General features: G+C 67.5%; 27 protein-coding genes. All 27 read left to right on the top strand.

The genetic code is table 11. The features are described from left to right. The first annotated feature begins 18 nt into the window (after positions 1-18). The 27 genes from rplC (at position 19) to rplQ (ending at position 15,013) form a co-directional block, all read left to right on the top strand. Positions 19-672 (top strand): 50S ribosomal protein L3, encoded by a 654-nt coding sequence (gene rplC / locus F8O02_RS07660; RefSeq protein ID WP_158036663.1) that lies wholly within the window; start codon positions 19-21, stop codon positions 670-672. Between the two features lie 2 nt (positions 673-674). Then, the gene (rplD, locus tag F8O02_RS07655) at positions 675-1,325 is read left to right on the top strand and encodes a 50S ribosomal protein L4 (protein WP_158036662.1); all 651 of its coding nucleotides are present in this window, start codon (positions 675-677) and stop codon (positions 1,323-1,325) included. Next, positions 1,322-1,621 (top strand): 50S ribosomal protein L23, encoded by a 300-nt coding sequence (gene rplW, locus F8O02_RS07650; RefSeq protein WP_158036661.1) that lies wholly within the window; start codon positions 1,322-1,324, stop codon positions 1,619-1,621. The genes rplD and rplW overlap by 4 nt, the downstream gene beginning before the upstream one ends. 22 nt (positions 1,622-1,643) lie before the next feature. Continuing rightward, entirely contained in the window at positions 1,644-2,483 is an 840-nt protein-coding gene (gene rplB, locus F8O02_RS07645; RefSeq protein ID WP_158036660.1) for a 50S ribosomal protein L2, read from the top strand. Between the two features lie 12 nt (positions 2,484-2,495). Next, the gene (gene rpsS / locus F8O02_RS07640) at positions 2,496-2,777 is read left to right on the top strand and encodes a 30S ribosomal protein S19 (RefSeq protein WP_158036659.1); all 282 of its coding nucleotides are present in this window, start codon (positions 2,496-2,498) and stop codon (positions 2,775-2,777) included. A gap of 31 nt (positions 2,778-2,808) precedes the next feature. Continuing rightward, positions 2,809-3,210, top strand: coding sequence for a 50S ribosomal protein L22 (gene rplV, locus F8O02_RS07635; RefSeq protein WP_158036727.1), 402 nt, complete (start codon positions 2,809-2,811; stop codon positions 3,208-3,210). Beyond that, a complete protein-coding gene (rpsC, locus tag F8O02_RS07630) occupies positions 3,210-3,971 on the top strand; it encodes a 30S ribosomal protein S3 (RefSeq protein WP_158036658.1) in 762 nt (253 codons plus the stop codon). The genes rplV and rpsC overlap by 1 nt, the downstream gene beginning before the upstream one ends. A 2-nt stretch (positions 3,972-3,973) precedes the next feature. Then, positions 3,974-4,393: a 50S ribosomal protein L16 gene (gene rplP, locus F8O02_RS07625; RefSeq protein WP_158036657.1), complete on the top strand. Its 420-nt coding sequence runs from the start codon at positions 3,974-3,976 to the stop codon at positions 4,391-4,393. Beyond that, on the top strand, positions 4,393-4,698 hold the full coding sequence (gene rpmC, locus F8O02_RS07620; protein WP_158036656.1) for a 50S ribosomal protein L29: 306 nt from the start codon (positions 4,393-4,395) through the stop codon (positions 4,696-4,698). The genes rplP and rpmC overlap by 1 nt, the downstream gene beginning before the upstream one ends. After that, positions 4,695-4,979, top strand: coding sequence for a 30S ribosomal protein S17 (gene rpsQ / locus F8O02_RS07615; protein WP_158036655.1), 285 nt, complete (start codon positions 4,695-4,697; stop codon positions 4,977-4,979). The genes rpmC and rpsQ overlap by 4 nt, the downstream gene beginning before the upstream one ends. A 27-nt stretch (positions 4,980-5,006) precedes the next feature. Further along, the gene (gene rplN / locus F8O02_RS07610) at positions 5,007-5,375 is read left to right on the top strand and encodes a 50S ribosomal protein L14 (RefSeq protein WP_158036654.1); all 369 of its coding nucleotides are present in this window, start codon (positions 5,007-5,009) and stop codon (positions 5,373-5,375) included. 1 nt (position 5,376) lies between these two features. After that, the gene (gene rplX, locus F8O02_RS07605) at positions 5,377-5,727 is read left to right on the top strand and encodes a 50S ribosomal protein L24 (RefSeq protein WP_158036653.1); all 351 of its coding nucleotides are present in this window, start codon (positions 5,377-5,379) and stop codon (positions 5,725-5,727) included. Next, positions 5,727-6,302, top strand: coding sequence for a 50S ribosomal protein L5 (gene rplE, locus F8O02_RS07600; RefSeq protein ID WP_158036652.1), 576 nt, complete (start codon positions 5,727-5,729; stop codon positions 6,300-6,302). The genes rplX and rplE overlap by 1 nt, the downstream gene beginning before the upstream one ends. Before the next feature lie 70 nt (positions 6,303-6,372). Then, a complete protein-coding gene (gene rpsH / locus F8O02_RS07595) occupies positions 6,373-6,771 on the top strand; it encodes a 30S ribosomal protein S8 (RefSeq protein WP_158036651.1) in 399 nt (132 codons plus the stop codon). A gap of 6 nt (positions 6,772-6,777) precedes the next feature. Then, positions 6,778-7,314, top strand: a complete 537-nt coding sequence (gene rplF, locus F8O02_RS07590; RefSeq protein ID WP_158036650.1) for a 50S ribosomal protein L6 — start codon at positions 6,778-6,780, stop codon at positions 7,312-7,314. A gap of 2 nt (positions 7,315-7,316) precedes the next feature. Then, positions 7,317-7,682: a 50S ribosomal protein L18 gene (rplR, locus tag F8O02_RS07585; protein WP_158036649.1), complete on the top strand. Its 366-nt coding sequence runs from the start codon at positions 7,317-7,319 to the stop codon at positions 7,680-7,682. Continuing rightward, a complete protein-coding gene (gene rpsE, locus F8O02_RS07580) occupies positions 7,679-8,365 on the top strand; it encodes a 30S ribosomal protein S5 (protein ID WP_404821183.1) in 687 nt (228 codons plus the stop codon). The genes rplR and rpsE overlap by 4 nt, the downstream gene beginning before the upstream one ends. Next, a complete protein-coding gene (gene rpmD / locus F8O02_RS07575; protein ID WP_158036648.1) occupies positions 8,365-8,547 on the top strand; it encodes a 50S ribosomal protein L30 in 183 nt (60 codons plus the stop codon). Before rpsE ends, rpmD begins: the two co-directional genes overlap by 1 nt. 2 nt (positions 8,548-8,549) lie before the next feature. Next, positions 8,550-9,020, top strand: coding sequence for a 50S ribosomal protein L15 (rplO, locus tag F8O02_RS07570; protein WP_158036647.1), 471 nt, complete (start codon positions 8,550-8,552; stop codon positions 9,018-9,020). Positions 9,021-9,093: 73 nt separating this feature from the next. Next, the gene (secY, locus tag F8O02_RS07565; protein ID WP_158036646.1) at positions 9,094-10,410 is read left to right on the top strand and encodes a preprotein translocase subunit SecY; all 1,317 of its coding nucleotides are present in this window, start codon (positions 9,094-9,096) and stop codon (positions 10,408-10,410) included. Next, the gene (locus F8O02_RS07560) at positions 10,407-10,979 is read left to right on the top strand and encodes an adenylate kinase (protein ID WP_158036645.1); all 573 of its coding nucleotides are present in this window, start codon (positions 10,407-10,409) and stop codon (positions 10,977-10,979) included. Before secY ends, F8O02_RS07560 begins: the two co-directional genes overlap by 4 nt. After that, positions 10,979-11,812 (top strand): type I methionyl aminopeptidase, encoded by an 834-nt coding sequence (gene map, locus F8O02_RS07555; RefSeq protein WP_158036644.1) that lies wholly within the window; start codon positions 10,979-10,981, stop codon positions 11,810-11,812. Before F8O02_RS07560 ends, map begins: the two co-directional genes overlap by 1 nt. 264 nt (positions 11,813-12,076) lie before the next feature. After that, positions 12,077-12,298, top strand: coding sequence for a translation initiation factor IF-1 (infA, locus tag F8O02_RS07550; RefSeq protein ID WP_013770189.1), 222 nt, complete (start codon positions 12,077-12,079; stop codon positions 12,296-12,298). A gap of 133 nt (positions 12,299-12,431) precedes the next feature. After that, positions 12,432-12,800 (top strand): 30S ribosomal protein S13, encoded by a 369-nt coding sequence (gene rpsM / locus F8O02_RS07545; RefSeq protein ID WP_158036643.1) that lies wholly within the window; start codon positions 12,432-12,434, stop codon positions 12,798-12,800. Between the two features lie 30 nt (positions 12,801-12,830). Then, entirely contained in the window at positions 12,831-13,232 is a 402-nt protein-coding gene (gene rpsK / locus F8O02_RS07540; protein ID WP_158036642.1) for a 30S ribosomal protein S11, read from the top strand. A 144-nt stretch (positions 13,233-13,376) separates the two neighbouring features. Continuing rightward, on the top strand, positions 13,377-14,369 hold the full coding sequence (locus F8O02_RS07535; RefSeq protein ID WP_158036641.1) for a DNA-directed RNA polymerase subunit alpha: 993 nt from the start codon (positions 13,377-13,379) through the stop codon (positions 14,367-14,369). Between the two features lie 38 nt (positions 14,370-14,407). After that, entirely contained in the window at positions 14,408-15,013 is a 606-nt protein-coding gene (gene rplQ, locus F8O02_RS07530) for a 50S ribosomal protein L17 (RefSeq protein ID WP_158036640.1), read from the top strand. Positions 15,014-15,060 lie beyond the last annotated feature (47 nt).

The following is a 15,060-nucleotide window of genomic DNA, read 5'->3' as shown; positions in this document are numbered from 1 at the left end:
CTAGAGGAACACGAGAGAATGACTACACAGACCAAGACCCGCAGGGGTCTGCTGGGCATCAAGCTCGGCATGACCCAGGTGTGGGACGAGGACAACAACCTCGTGCCCGTCACCGTCGTCGAGGCCACGGCGAACGTCGTGACCCAGATCCGCGACCTCGAGCGCGACGGCTACCAGGCCGTGCAGATCGCCTACGGCCAGATCGACCCGCGGAAGGTGAACCGTCCCGCCGCCGGGCACTTCGCCAAGGCCGGGGTCACCCCGCGTCGTCACCTCGCCGAGGTGCGCACCGATGACGCCGATCAGTACACGGTCGGCCAGGAGCTCACCGTCGAGCAGTTCGAGGCCGGCCAGCTCGTCGACGTCGTCGGCACGAGCAAGGGCAAGGGCCTCGCGGGTGTCATGAAGCTGCACAACTTCCAGGGCGTCAGCGCCTCGCACGGCGCGCACCGCAACCACCGCAAGCCCGGCTCGATCGGCGAGGCCTCGACCCCGTCGCGCGTCTACAAGGGTCTGAAGATGGCCGGCCGCATGGGTCACAACCGAGTGAGCGCCCAGAACCTCCGCGTGCAGGCTGTCGACGCCGAGAAGAACCTGCTGCTCATCAAGGGCGCGATCCCCGGCCCCAAGGGTCAGGTCGTGTTCGTCCGCAACGCTGTGAAGGGGGCCTGACGATGGCTGCCACGAAGATCGATGTGCTGAACGCCGAGGGTCAGGCCGCAGGCAGCGTGGAGCTGCCCGCCGATCTCTTCGACGTCCAGCCGAACATACCGCTCATCCACCAGGTCGTCGTTGCGCAGCTCGCCGCCGCGCGGCAGGGCAGCGCCAAGGCGAAGAACCGTGGCGAGGTCTCTGGCGCCGGCCGCAAGCCCTTCAAGCAGAAGGGCACCGGCAACGCGCGTCAGGGCTCGATCCGTGCCCCGCACATGACCGGCGGCGGTGTCGTCCACGGGCCGGTGCCGCGCAGCTACGCGCAGCGCACCCCGAAGAAGATGATCGCGGCTGCGCTCCGCGGCGCGCTGAGCGATCGCGCTCGCAACGGCCGGCTGCATGTCGTCAGCGGGCTGGTCTCGGGCGAGGCTCCCTCGACCAAGGCCGCGAAGGCCGCGCTCGCGCAGGTCGCGCAGGGCGCCGGCGTCCTCCTCGTCGTCGATCGCACCGACGAGCTCACGATCAAGAGCGTGCGCAACCTCCCCGAGGTGCACGTCATCGATCCCGGCCAGCTCAATGCCTATGACGTGCTGGTCGCCGACGACGTCGTGTTCACGCAGGAGGCCTTCGACGGGTTCGTCGGCCGCGCTGTCCGGAAAGGTGACGCAGAATGACCGAGCTGAACAAGCATCCGCATGACGTGGTGATCAAGCCCGTCGTCTCGGAGAAGAGCTACGGGCTCATCGACCAGGGCAAGTACACCTTCGAGGTGGCCACCGACGCCAACAAGACCGAGATCAAGCAGGCGGTCGAGGCGATCTTCGACGTCCAGGTCGACAAGGTCCGCACGCTGAACCGTCAGGGCAAGACCCGCCGCACTCGTTTCGGAACCGGCAAGCGCAAGGACACCAAGCGTGCCATCGTCTCGCTGAAGTCGGGCTCCATCGACATCTTCTCGGCCGCGAACTGAGTCGGGGAAAGGCTAGAGCATCATGGCTATTCGCAAGTACAAGCCCACGACCCCGGGCCGTCGCGGCTCCTCGGTCGCTGATTTCGCCGAGATCACCCGGTCGACGCCGGAGAAGTCGCTGCTGCGTCCGCTGTCGAAGACCGGCGGTCGCAACGCGAGCGGTCGCATCACGACCCGCCATCACGGCGGCGGTCACAAGCGCCAGTACCGCGTGATCGACTTCCGTCGCGCCGACAAGGACGGCGTGCTCGCCCGCGTCGCGCACATCGAGTACGACCCCAACCGCACCGCGCGCATCGCGCTGCTGCACTACGCCGACGGCACGAAACGCTACATCCTGGCGCCGAACAAGGTGAAGCAGGGAGACGTGCTCGAGTCCGGCGCCGAAGCCGACATCAAGCCCGGCAACAATCTGCCGCTGCGCAGCATCCCGACCGGCACCGTGGTGCACGCGATCGAGCTGCGGCCCGGCGGCGGCGCGAAGCTGGCCCGCTCGGCTGGCGCGAGCGTGCGCCTGGTCGCCAAGGACGGCCCCTATGCGCAGCTGCGTCTGCCCAGCGGCGAGATCCGCAACGTCGACGCGCGCTGCCGCGCCACCGTCGGCGAGGTCGGCAACGCAGAGCAGTCGAACATCAGCTGGGGCAAGGCCGGGCGCAACCGCTGGCGCGGCATCCGCCCGACCGTCCGCGGCGTGGTGATGAACCCCGTCGACCACCCGCACGGTGGTGGCGAGGGGCGCACCTCGGGTGGCCGTCACCCGGTCAGCCCGTGGGGTCAGCCGGAGGGCCGCACCCGCAAGCCGAAGAAGGCGAGCGATAGGCTCATCGTCCGCCGTCGCCCGTCCGGCAAGAAGCGCAAGTAGGAGAGAAGACACATGCCACGCAGTCTGAAAAAGGGCCCCTTCGTCGACGAGCACCTGCTTCGCAAAGTTCTCGCGCAGAACGAGGCCGGCACCAAGAACGTGATCAAGACCTGGTCTCGCCGTTCGCTGATCGTTCCCGCCTTCATCGGCCACACGATCGCCGTCCACGACGGCCGCAAGCACGTCCCGGTCTTCATCACCGAGTCGCTCGTCGGCCACAAGCTCGGCGAGTTCGCGCCGACGCGCACCTTCCGCGGTCACGAGAAGGACGACAAGAAGGGTCGTCGGCGCTGACGCGCCGACGACTCCGAGAAGAGAGGTCATGATGGTAGAAGCAACCGCGCGTCTGCGTCATATCCGCATCACGCCCCAGAAGGCCCGTCGCGTCGTCAACCTGATCCGCGGCAGGCAGGCCAACGAGGCGCTGGGCATCCTGAAATTCGCCCCGCAGGGCGCGGCCGAGCCCGTGTACAAGCTCGTCGCATCCGCGGTGGCCAACGCCCGGGTCAAGGCCGAGGCCGCCAACAGCTACCTTGACGAGGACGAGCTGTACATCGCAGAGGCGTACGTCGACGAGGGCCCGACGCTCAAGCGCATCCGGCCGCGGGCCCAGGGCCGCGCGTATCGCGTGCTGAAGCGCACCAGTCACATCACCGTGGTCGTCGCCACCCCGGCCGACGAGGCCGATGAGGCGAGCACCGCATCAGCTAGGAAGGAGAGCAACTGATGGGTCAGAAAGTAAACCCGTACGGCTTCCGTCTGGGGATCACCACTGACCACGTGTCGCGGTGGTTCTCCGACTCGAACAAGCCGGGCCAGCGCTACAAGGACTACGTGGCCGAGGATGTGCGCATCCGCCGCTTCCTGCAGAACAGCCTGGACCGCGCCGGCATCGCCCGCATCAACCTCGAGCGCACGAAGGACCGCGTCCGCGTGGACATCCACACGGCCCGTCCGGGCATCGTGATCGGCCGCCGCGGCGCCGAGGCTGAGCGCATCCGCGCCGATCTCGAGAAGCTCACCGGCAAGCAGATCCAGCTGAACATCCTCGAGGTGAAGAACCCCGACGCGTCGGCTCAGCTGGTCGCCCAGGGCGTGGCCGAGCAGCTCGCCGCCCGCGTGGCCTTCCGCCGCGCGATGCGCAAGGGCCTGCAGGGCGCCATGCGCGCCGGAGCCAAGGGCGTGCGCATCCAGGTCGCCGGGCGTCTCGGCGGCGCTGAGATGAGCCGGTCTGAGTTCTACCGCGAGGGCCGGGTGCCGCTGCACACGCTCCGCGCGAACATCGATTACGGCTTCTATGAGGCACGCACGACCTTCGGCCGCATCGGCGTGAAGGTCTGGATCTACAAGGGCGAGATCACCGATCGCGAGCTCGCGTCGCTCGAAGCGTCGCGGCCGGGTCGCGGTGATCGCGCGCGTCGCGGCGGTCGGGGCCACCATGGCCAGCCGGCCCAGGCGGCGCCCGCCACAGCAGGAGCGGAGGCGTAAGCATGCTGATTCCACGCAAGGTCAAGTACCGCAAACAGCACCACCCGAAGCGTCGTGGCGCCGCCAAGGGCGGCACAGAGCTCGCCTTCGGTGAGTACGGCGTCCAGGCGCTGACGTCGGCGTACATCACGAACCGGCAGATCGAGTCCGCCCGCATCGCGATGACCCGCTACATCAAGCGCGGCGGCAAGGTCTGGATCAATATCTTCCCGGACCGTCCGCTCTCGCAGAAGCCCATCGGCACCCGAATGGGATCCGGCAAGGGCTCGCCCGAGTTCTGGGTCGCGAACGTCAAGCCGGGGCGTGTGCTGTTCGAGCTGAGCGGCGTGTCCGACGACATCGCCAACGAGGCGCTGACCCGTGCCATCTACAAACTTCCCGTCAAGGCGCGCATCATCAAGCGCGAGGAGGGTGACGCATAATGCCGATCGGATCCAAGGACCTCGCCATCGAGAAGCTCGAGAAACTTGAGGACTCGGCCCTGACCGCCGAGCTGAAGAAGGCCAAGGAGGAGCTGTTCAACCTGCGCTTCCAGTCGGCCACCGGCCAGCTCGCCTCGAACGCCCGCGTCCGCGCCGTCAAGCGCGACATCGCACGGATCTACACGATCATCCGCGAGCGCGAGCTTGGCATCCGGACCCAGCACGACGCGGAGGAGTCCGCCGCTCCGAAGGCGTCGAAGTCGAAGAAGAAGGCCGTCAAGGCTGACGAGGAGGCTCAGGCATGAGTGAGAACAGGCAGGAGTCGCCCGTCCAGGTGCGCGGGTACCGCAAGGTCCGTCAGGGCTACGTGGTCAGCGACAAGGGCGACAAGACCATCACGGTGCTCGTCGAGGATCGTGTCAAGCACCCGCTGTACGGCAAGGTGATGCGTCGCTCCTCGAAGGTCCGCGTCCACGACGCCGAGAACACGGCCGGCGTGGGCGACCTCGTCCGGATCGCCGAGACCCGTCCGCTTTCCGCCACCAAGCGCTGGCGCCTGGTTGAGATTCTGGAGAAGGCCAAGTAGGCCTGATCCGACCCGAGGAGTATTGACATGATTCAGAACGAATCGCGACTGAAGGTGGCCGACAACACCGGCGCCAAGGAGTTGCTGACGATTCGCGTGCTCGGCGGCTCCAACCGTCGCTACGCGGGCCTGGGCGACACCATCGTGGCGACGGTGAAGGACGCCATCCCCGGCGGCGCGGTGAAGAAGGGCGAGGTCGTCAAGGCCGTCATCGTCCGCACCGTCAAGGAGACCCGGCGCTCGGACGGCTCGTACATCAAGTTCGACGAGAACGCCGCCGTCATCCTGACCAAGGAGGGCGAGCCCCGTGGCACCCGCATCTTCGGCCCCATCGGCCGTGAGCTGCGCGACAGGAAGTTCATGAAGATCGTTTCACTGGCACCGGAGGTGATTTGAGATGGCGAAGATCCGCAAGGGAGACCTCGTCGAGGTGATCACCGGCGCCAGCCAGGAGCGTGGCGGCGACCGCGGCAGGCAGGGGCATGTGCTCCGTGTGATCCCGGAGCGCGACCGCGTGGTCGTCGAGGGCGTCAACATTGTCAAGCGGCATCGTCGGGCGGGCGCCAACGGCCAGCCCGGGGGCATCGTCGAGGAGGAGGCGCCGATCCACGTGTCGAACGTGGCCATCGTCGACCCCGAGACGCAGAAGCCGACCCGCGTCGGATTCCGCGTCGAGGAAGTGGAGACCAACGGCGTGAAGCGCACGGTCCGCGTGCGCTACGCAAAGAGGTCGGGTAAGGACATCTGATGACTGAGACCGCTGAGAAGATCCAGCCGCGGCTGAAGACGAAGTACGCCGAGGAGATCATCCCCGCCCTGGAGAAGCAGTTCGGTTACACGAACGCCCACCAGGTGCCCCGGATCGTCAAGGTCGTCGTCAACTCCGGCGTCGGCGAGGCGGCCCGTGACGGCAAGCTCATCGAGGGCGCCGTGCACGACCTGGCCCTGATCACCGGGCAGAAGCCCCGGGTCAACCACTCCCGCAAGTCCATCGCGCAGTTCAAGCTGCGCGAGGGGCAGGCGATCGGTGCGAACGTCACGCTCCGCGGTGACCGCGCCTGGGAGTTCCTCGACCGCCTGATCAGCCTGGCGCTGCCGCGCATCCGCGACTTCCGCGGGCTGAGCGATCGCCAGTTCGACGGTCACGGCAACTACACGTTCGGTCTCACCGAGCAGTCGGTCTTCCACGAGATCGACCAGGACAAGGTCGACCACGTGCGCGGCTTCGACATCACTGTCGTAACCACCGCCGAGACCGATGATGAGGGTCGGGCCCTGCTGCGGGCGCTCGGGTTCCCGTTCAAGACCAAGACCACCAAGTAACACCGATTGCCGCCGGTCCGCGTCCCGTGAACGGGACGCGGATACCGGGCAAGAACAGGAAGCACACACCATGACAATGTCAGATCCGGTCGCCGACCTGCTGACGAGGGTGCGCAACGCGAACAGCGCTCACAAGGCTCGCGTCGTCGCCCCGTACAGCAAGCTGAAGCGTGCGATCGCCGATATCCTCAAGCGCGAGGGCTACGTGGCCGAGGTCGGGGAGGAGCCCGCACGCGTGGGCAAGAACCTGGTCATCGACCTGAAGTACGGCCCGCAGCGCGAGCGCGCGATCCAGGGGATCAAGCGCGTCTCAAAGCCCGGTCTGCGCGTCTACGCGAAGTCGACCGAGCTGCCCAGCGTGCTCGGTGGTCTGGGCATCGCGATCCTGTCCACATCCTCCGGCATGCTGACCGACCGTGAGGCCAAGGCGAAGGGCGTGGGTGGGGAAGTCCTCGCCTACGTGTGGTGATCGAACATGTCACGAATCGGCAAGCTTCCCATTCAGATCCCCGCCGGCGTGGAGGTTCTCGTCGACGGTCAGCAGGTCACGGTGAAGGGCCCGAAGGGTCAGCTCGAGCTGACCGTCGCCGCCCCGATCACCGCCGCCGTGGACGGTGACCAGGTCGTCGTCTCGCGGCCCGATGACGAGCGCACGTCGCGCTCCCTCCACGGGCTCACCCGCACGCTCATCGCCAACGACATCGAGGGCGTGACGAAGGGTTACAGCAAGGCCCTGCAGATCGTCGGCACTGGCTACCGCGCCGTTGCCAAGGGCAGTGCGGTCGAGTTCTCGCTCGGCTACTCCCACACCATCACCGTCGAGCCGCCGGAGGGCATCACCTTCGTGGTCGAGGGCCAGAACAAGGTCATCGTCCAGGGCATCGACAAGCAGGCCGTCGGCGAGGTGGCCGCCAAGCTGCGCAAGCTGCGTCTCCCCGAGCCCTACAAGGGCAAGGGTGTGCGCTACGAGGGCGAGCAGGTGCGTCGCAAGGCTGGAAAGGCTGGTAAGTAATCATGGCTTCACGCAACAACAGCAGGCAGGCGGCGCGTCAGCGTCGTCACGCCCGGGTCCGCAAGCACATCACCGGCACCGCCGAGCGGCCTCGTCTCGTCGTCACCCGTTCGGCCCGTCACATCTTCGTGCAGGTCGTCGACGACACCCGCGGCGTGACCGTGGCGAGCGCGTCGACCATGGAGCCCGATCTGCGGGTCGCGGAGGGTGACAAGACCGCCAAGGCCCGTCGGGTCGGCGAGCTCGTCGCACAGCGTGCCCAGGCGGCCGGGGTGAACACGGTCGTGTTCGACCGCGGCGGGAACGCGTACGCTGGACGTGTCGCGGCCGTGGCCGACGGTGCGCGGGAAGGCGGGCTGTCACTGTGAGCGAGCAGAGCAAGACCGAGGCATCGAAGGAGCAGCAGGTGAGCGCAACCGCAGCCGAGGGGCAGGCTAAGGGCCAGCACGGCACGGACTCGAATGAGCGTGATCGGCGTCGCGGCTCCCGTGACCGTCAGGGCGGTCGTGACCGCCGCGGCGGCCGCGACAAGGAGAGCCCCTTCCTCGAGCGCGTGGTGAACATCAACCGCGTGGCCAAGGTGGTCAAGGGCGGTCGTCGCTTCAGCTTCACGGCGCTCGTCGTCGTGGGCGACGGGGACGGCCTCGTCGGCGTGGGCTATGGCAAGGCGAAGGAGGTGCCCGCGGCGATCGCCAAGGGCGTCGAGGACGCCAAGCGGAACTTCTTCCGCGTGCCGCGCGTGCGCAAGACGATCCCGCATCCAGTGCAGGGCGAGGACTCGGCCGGTGTGGTGCTGCTGCGTCCGGCCGCCGCCGGCACCGGTGTCATCGCGGGCGGGCCGGTGCGCGCCGTCCTCGAGTGCGCCGGCGTGCACGACGTGCTGAGTAAGTCGCTCGGCTCGTCGAACACCCTGAACATCGTGCGGGCCACCGTGACCGCACTCAAGCAACTCGAGGAGCCGCAGGCCGTGGCCGCGCGTCGTGGCCTCGCCCTCGACGAGGTCGCGCCCGCGCATCTGCTGCGCGCGGCCGAGGAGAAGGTGAGCGAGTGATGGCCAGCCAGCTGAAGGTCACCCAGGTCCGCAGCCGGTACGGCGCTCGTCCCGAGCAGCGCGCCACGCTGCGCTCGCTGGGCCTGCACCGCATCGGACAGACGGTCGTCAGGGACGACAACCCGGTGAACCGCGGCTATGTGCATGCCGTGCGTCACCTGGTCGAGGTTGAGGAGATCTGAACATGCCAGAGACGAACGAGGGCGCCGAGGAGAAGGTGAACCTGCTCAGGGTCCACCACCTGCGGCCCGCTCCCGGCGCCAAGAAGGACCGCACCCGGGTGGGTCGCGGTGAGGCGTCCAAGGGCAAGACCGCCGGCCGCGGCACCAAGGGCACCAAGGCCCGCTACCAGGTGCGGCCCGGCTTCGAGGGCGGCCAGATGCCGCTGCACATGCGACTGCCGAAGCTGCGTGGGTTCAAGAACCCGGCGCGGGTGGAGTACCAGGTCGTCAACCTCGAGCGGCTGGCGGCCCTGTACCCTCAGGGCGGCACGGTGACGGTCGACGACCTGGTCGCCAAGGGCGTCGTGCGCGCCGGCGAGCCGGTCAAGGTGCTCGGCACCGGCGAGATCAGCGTGAAGCTGGACATCCAGGTCGATCGCATCTCAGTGTCGGCACGCGAGAAGGTCCTCGCCGCCGGCGGGTCGGTAAAGTAGCAACGTCGAACGCGCTCGGCCGCGGGGATCGTCCCCTGCGGCCGAGCGCATCCATCTGACAGGAGCCTGAGGTTTGTCGAACGCCGTCGTCCGCATCATGAAGACCCCCGATCTTCGCCGCAAGATCGGCTTCACGCTGTTCATCATCGTGCTGTTCCGCCTCGGCTCGTTCGTGCCGGCCCCCTATGTGGACTACACGAACGTCAAGCAGTGCATCAACCAGACCTCCGAGACCTCGGGGCTCTACGAGTTGGTGAACCTCTTCAGCGGCGGCGCGCTTCTGCAGCTGTCCGTCTTCGCGATGGGCATCATGCCTTACATCACCGCCTCCATCATCGTGCAGCTGCTGCGTGTGGTCATCCCGCGCTTCGAGACGCTGCACAAGGAGGGTGAGGCAGGTCGGGCCAAGCTCACCCAGTACACCCGGTACCTGACCCTCGGGCTCGGCCTGCTCCAGGCCACCACGCTCATCACCGTCGCCCGCACCGGTGCCCTCTACGGCACCGCCTGCACGGGCAGTCTGCTCGCGGACGACAACTGGTACACCGTCGTTCTGATGATCATCACGATGACCGCCGGAACGGGCCTGATCATGTGGCTCGGCGAGCTCATCACCGAGCGCGGAGTCGGCAACGGCATGTCGCTGCTCATCTTCACCTCCATCGCCGCCCAGTTCCCCAGCCAGATGGGCGCCATCTGGAAGGGCACGAACGGGCCGCGCAACTTCCTGCTCGTGCTGGTGCTCGCGATCGTGCTCGTCGTCGCGGTCGTGTTCGTCGAGCAGTCGCAGCGTCGCATCCCCGTCCAGTACGCCAAGCGCGTCGTGGGGCGGCGCACGTACGGTGGCAACACGACGTACATCCCCATCAAGGTGAACATGGCCGGCGTCGTACCCGTCATCTTCGCCTCGTCGCTGCTGTACCTGCCGGCGCTCATCGCCCAGTTCAACCAGGGCGATGGCTCCACCGAGCCGCCGGCCTGGGTGCAGTTCATCTCGAACTACCTGACGCGCGGCGATCACCCGCTGTATATGGCGCTGTACTTCCTCCTCATCGTCGGCTTCACCTACTTCTACGTGGCGATCACGTTCAACCCGGAGGAGCAGGCCGACAACCTCAAGCAGTACGGCGGGTTCATCCCGGGCATCCGTGCCGGTCGGCCCACCGCCGACTTCCTGACCTACGTGCTGACCCGCATCACCTTCCCGGGTTCGCTGTACCTGGGCATCGTCGCGTTGCTGCCGCTCATCGTGCTCAGCCTGCTCAGTGTCAGTCAGAACTTCGCCTTCGGCGGCACGTCGATCCTCATCGTGGTCGGTGTCGGGCTCGAGACCGTCAAGCAGATAGACTCGCAGTTGCAGCAACGTCACTATGAAGGGCTACTGAAATGAGCAAGAGACTGCTTCTCATCGGCCCGCCGGGGGCCGGCAAGGGCACCCAGGCGGCTCGTCTGACCGAGCGGCTGGGCATCCCCGCGATCTCGACGGGAGACATCTTCCGCGAGAACGTGAAGAACCAGACGCCGCTGGGCAAGGAGGCCAAGCGGTACATGGACGCCGGCGAGTACGTGCCCGACGAGCTCACCAACGCCCTCGTGCGCTCGCGCCTGAGCGAGCCGGACGCCGCCGAGGGGTTCATGCTCGACGGCTACCCGCGCACGAAGGATCAGGTCGTCGAGCTCGACGGCATCCTCGCCGACGCCGGCACACAGCTCGACGCGGTTGTGCTCATCGAGGCCGACCACGACGAGCTCGTCGCCCGCCTCCACCGCCGCGCGGTGGAGCAGGGCCGCTCCGACGACACCGAGGACGTCATCCGCCATCGCCTCGAGGTGTATGCGGAGCAGACCGCGCCTCTGATCGACATCTACCGTGATCGCGGTCTGCTCGTGTCCGTCGACGGCCTCGGCGCTGTGGACGAGGTGACTGAGCGCATCCTCGCCGGCCTCGGCGTCAAGTGATGTTCCGGCGTCCCACGTTCTCCTACAAGACCCCCGAGCAGATCCTGAAGCTCCGGGCCGCGGGCATGTCCACCCGGCATGTGCTCGACGCGGTCTCGGCCGCCGTGCGCCCCGGCGTGACCACCCGTGAGCTCGACGACATCGCCGTCGAGGTCACCCGGGCGGACGGCGGGGTGCCGAACTTCGCACTCGAGGATGACTATGACGACGCGCTGTGTGTGTCGATCAACGAGCAGATCGTGCACGGCATCCCCGGCGATCGTGTGATCGAGCCGGGCGACCTGGTGTCGGTCGACGCCGGTGTGATGCTCCACGGCTGGAACGGCGACTCCGCGGTCTCGATCGTGGTGCCCGGCGGCGACGACCGTCGCCGGCGCCGGCGCGAGGAGCTCAGCGCGGTCACCGAGCAGTCGATGTGGGCCGGCATCGCCGCCCTCGCCACGGCCACGCACGTCAACGAGGTCGGCACGGCCATCGAGGACTACGTGCTCAGCCAGGGGCAGTTCGGCATCCTGCGCGAGTACGTCGGCCACGGCATTGGCCGCAGCATGCACGAGGACCCACCCGTGTTCAACTATCACATCCCCGGTCGGGGCGCGAAGGTGCGGCCCGGGCTCGTCATCTGCATCGAGCCGATGCTCACCAACGGCACGGAGGAGACGGTCGAGGCGCCTGACGGCTGGGCGGTCTCGACCGCGGACGGCTCTGACGGCGCCCACTGGGAGCTCGAGGTCGCGGTGACCGAGGGTGGCATCTGGGTGCTGAGTCTCGAGGACGGCGGCGCGGCCGGCCTGGCCCCGTTCGGCATCACCCCGGCGCCCGTCGCGGCCTGAGCCGTGGTCGGCGGGGCTGGTCCCGCAGCAGGCTGTGCCGATCGTCCCTGACGACGGCAGGCCACCGCACGGGGCCCGCCTCGCCGGCCGAGCCGGCCCGGCCTGGCCCCGCGCCGAGACGTCGGGTCAGGGCGGACGCCGGGGCGGCCCGGCCGTATGCGACACGCCCGACTGTACAAGCGTCCGCGTGTGCTCTATAGTCTTCAGTTGGTGTCTTGTGGCACCGGTGTGTCCGAATTCCGAGAACGAGGCGGTACAGCGTACATGGCGAAGAAAGACGGAGTCATCGAGATCGAGGGATCTGTCGTCGAGGCTCTCCCGAACGCCATGTTCCGCGTGGAGCTGACTAATGGTCACAAGGTTCTCGCGCACATCTCGGGCAAGATGCGTCAGCACTACATCCGCATCCTGCCAGAGGACCGCGTCGTCGTGGAGCTGAGCCCCTACGATCTCAGCCGCGGTCGCATCGTCTACCGCTATAAGTAGACCCACACAGCCAAGTGGCGTCATCGGGCCGGTCACACGGCCTGAAACCCCCGGACACGGAGGCCGGGGCCGGGCGTGAGCCCGGGCGACGCCGCCCGAAACCTCCGCAGCACCCCAATAAGGAGCAAGCCGCATGGCACGTCTGGCAGGCGTCGACCTTCCCCGCGACAAGCGCGTGGAGATCGCACTCACCTACATCTTCGGCATCGGGCGCACGAGCGCGCTCAAGATCCTGGCCGACACTGGGATCTCCGGTGACATCCGCGTGAAGGATCTCACCGATGACCAGCTGGTCGCCCTCCGCGACCACATCGAGCACAACTACAAGACCGAGGGTGACCTCCGCCGCGAGATCGCGGCCGACATCCGCCGCAAGGTCGAGATCGGCAGCTACCAGGGTCTCCGTCATCGCCGTGGGCTGCCCGTGCACGGTCAGCGCACCAAGACCAACGCGCGCACGCGCAAGGGTCCGAAGCGCACCGTCGCCGGCAAGAAGAAGTAGTCCACAGGATTCAGGAGACAGAGCACAGAAATGGCAGCACCCAAGGCAGCCGCGACGCGCAAGCCGCGCCGCAAGGATCGCAAGAACATCGCCGTCGGCCAGGCGCACATCAAGTCGACGTTCAACAACACCATCATCACCATCACCGATCAGAACGGCGCGGTCATCTCGTGGGCCTCCGCCGGCGAGGTCGGGTACAAGGGCAGCCGCAAGTCGACCCCGTTCGCGGCCCAGCAGGCCGCCGAGCAGGCCGCCAAGCGCGCCCAGGAGCACGGCCTGAAGAAGGTCGACGTGTTCGTCAAGGGCCCCGGGTCGGGTCGTGAGACGGCCATCCGGTCGCTGCAGGCCGCCGGTCTCGAGGTCGGGTCGATCAACGATGTGACCCCGCAGACGCACAACGGCTGCCGTCCGCCGAAGCGTCGCCGGGTCTGAATCATCGCACGCTCGCCCCGCCGGCGGCTCGCGCCCTAGGGCTGCCGGCGGCGTCGCGTCATCCCACTCGAACCCAGGTCCTGGGAGACCACCCAGAACACGCGAGGCGTCATATGGCGGTCGTCTCGCCGAAAGGAACCACACGTGCTGATTGCACAGCGACCCACACTCTCTGAAGAAGTCGTCGCCGAGAACCGCTCGCGGTTCATCATCGAGCCCCTGGAGCCGGGCTTCGGCTACACGCTCGGCAACTCGCTCCGTCGCACGCTGCTGTCGTCGATCCCCGGCGCGGCGGTCACCAGCATCCGCATCGACGGCGTGCTGCACGAGTTCACGACCGTCCCCGGCGTGGTCGAGGACGTCTCGGACATCATCCTGAACATCAAGGAGCTCGTGGTCTCGAGCGAGCATGACGAGCCGATCACCGCGTTCCTGCGCAAGCAGGGCGCCGGAGAGGTGACCGCCGCCGACATCACCGTGCCGGCCGGTGTCGAGGTGTACAACCCCGACCTGGTCATCGCCACGCTCAACGACAGCGCGAAGCTCGACATCGAGCTCGTCATCGAGCGCGGTCGCGGCTACGTCACCGCCCAGCAGAACCGCAGCGAGTACGCGGAGGTCGGGCAGATCCCGATCGACTCGATCTACTCGCCGGTGCTCAAGGTGTCGTACCGGGTGGAGGCCACGCGCGCCGGTGAGCGTACCGACTTCGATCGCCTCGTCATCGACGTGGAGACCAAGCCGTCCATCACCCCGCGTGACGCGGTGGCGTCGGCGGGCAGCACGCTCGTCGAGCTGTTCGGTCTGGCCCGCGACCTCAACAACGAGGCCGAGGGCATCGAGATCGGCCCCGCGCCGGTCGAGGCGGCCGCGCCCACCGAGCTGGCGACGCCGATCGAGGAGCTCGATCTCTCGGTCCGCTCGTACAACTGCCTCAAGCGCGAGAACATCAACTACGTCAACGAGCTGGTCGCGCTGAGCGAGCAGCAGCTGATGAACATCCGCAACATCGGCCAGAAGTCCGTCGACGAGGTCAAGGACAAGCTCGAGGAGCTCGGACTCTCGTTGAAGGACTCGGTGCCCGGCTTCGACGGCGCCCACTTCTACACGGGCTTCGAAGACGACACCCAGGCCTGATCACACACACTCTCTGACCGAAGAAGGAGCTCACTACCATGCCGAAGCCTGCAAAAGGTCCGCGTCTCGGAGGCAGCCCGGCGCATCAGCGGCTGATCCTCGCGAATCTCGCGACGCAGCTGTTCGAGCACGAGGCGATCACCACCACCGAGACCCGTGCGAAGCGCCTGCGTCCGTTCGCCGAGCGTCTGGTGACGTTCGCCAAGCGCGGTGACCTGCACGCGCGTCGTCGCGTCCAGCGCGTCATCCGTGACAAGTCCGTCGTGCACAAGCTGTTCGCCGAGATCGCCCCGCAGGTGGCCGACCGCGAGGGCGGCTACACCCGCATCATCAAGCTTGGGTTCCGCAAGGGCGACAACGCGCCGCTGGCGCGCATCGAGCTTGTGCTCGAGCCCGTGCAGAAGAAGGCCCCTGCCGGCGCCGCTGCCGCGGCGAAGGCCGCTGCTGAGCATGAGGCCGTCGAGCCCGCCGACGAGGTCGCCGAGGAGATCAAGGACGAGACCGTCGCCCTCGAGCCCGACACCGAGTCTGCGGGCTCGGAGACGCAGATCGAGGCGGAGGCCGAGGCGGAGGCCGAGGTCGCCGACGCCGCCGAGCAGGTCGATGAGGAGATCAAGGCCGAGGAGAAGACGTCCGACAAGTGAGTCGAGGCTGACACTCCGGGTGCTCCCGGTGACGATGAACGGGCGGT

The organism is Pseudoclavibacter caeni (genome assembly GCF_008831125.1).
GTDB lineage: Bacteria > Actinomycetota > Actinomycetes > Actinomycetales > Microbacteriaceae > Pseudoclavibacter_A > Pseudoclavibacter_A caeni.
Note: the sequence above shows the minus strand (reverse complement) of the source record. Positions and strands in the feature narration are given on the sequence as shown.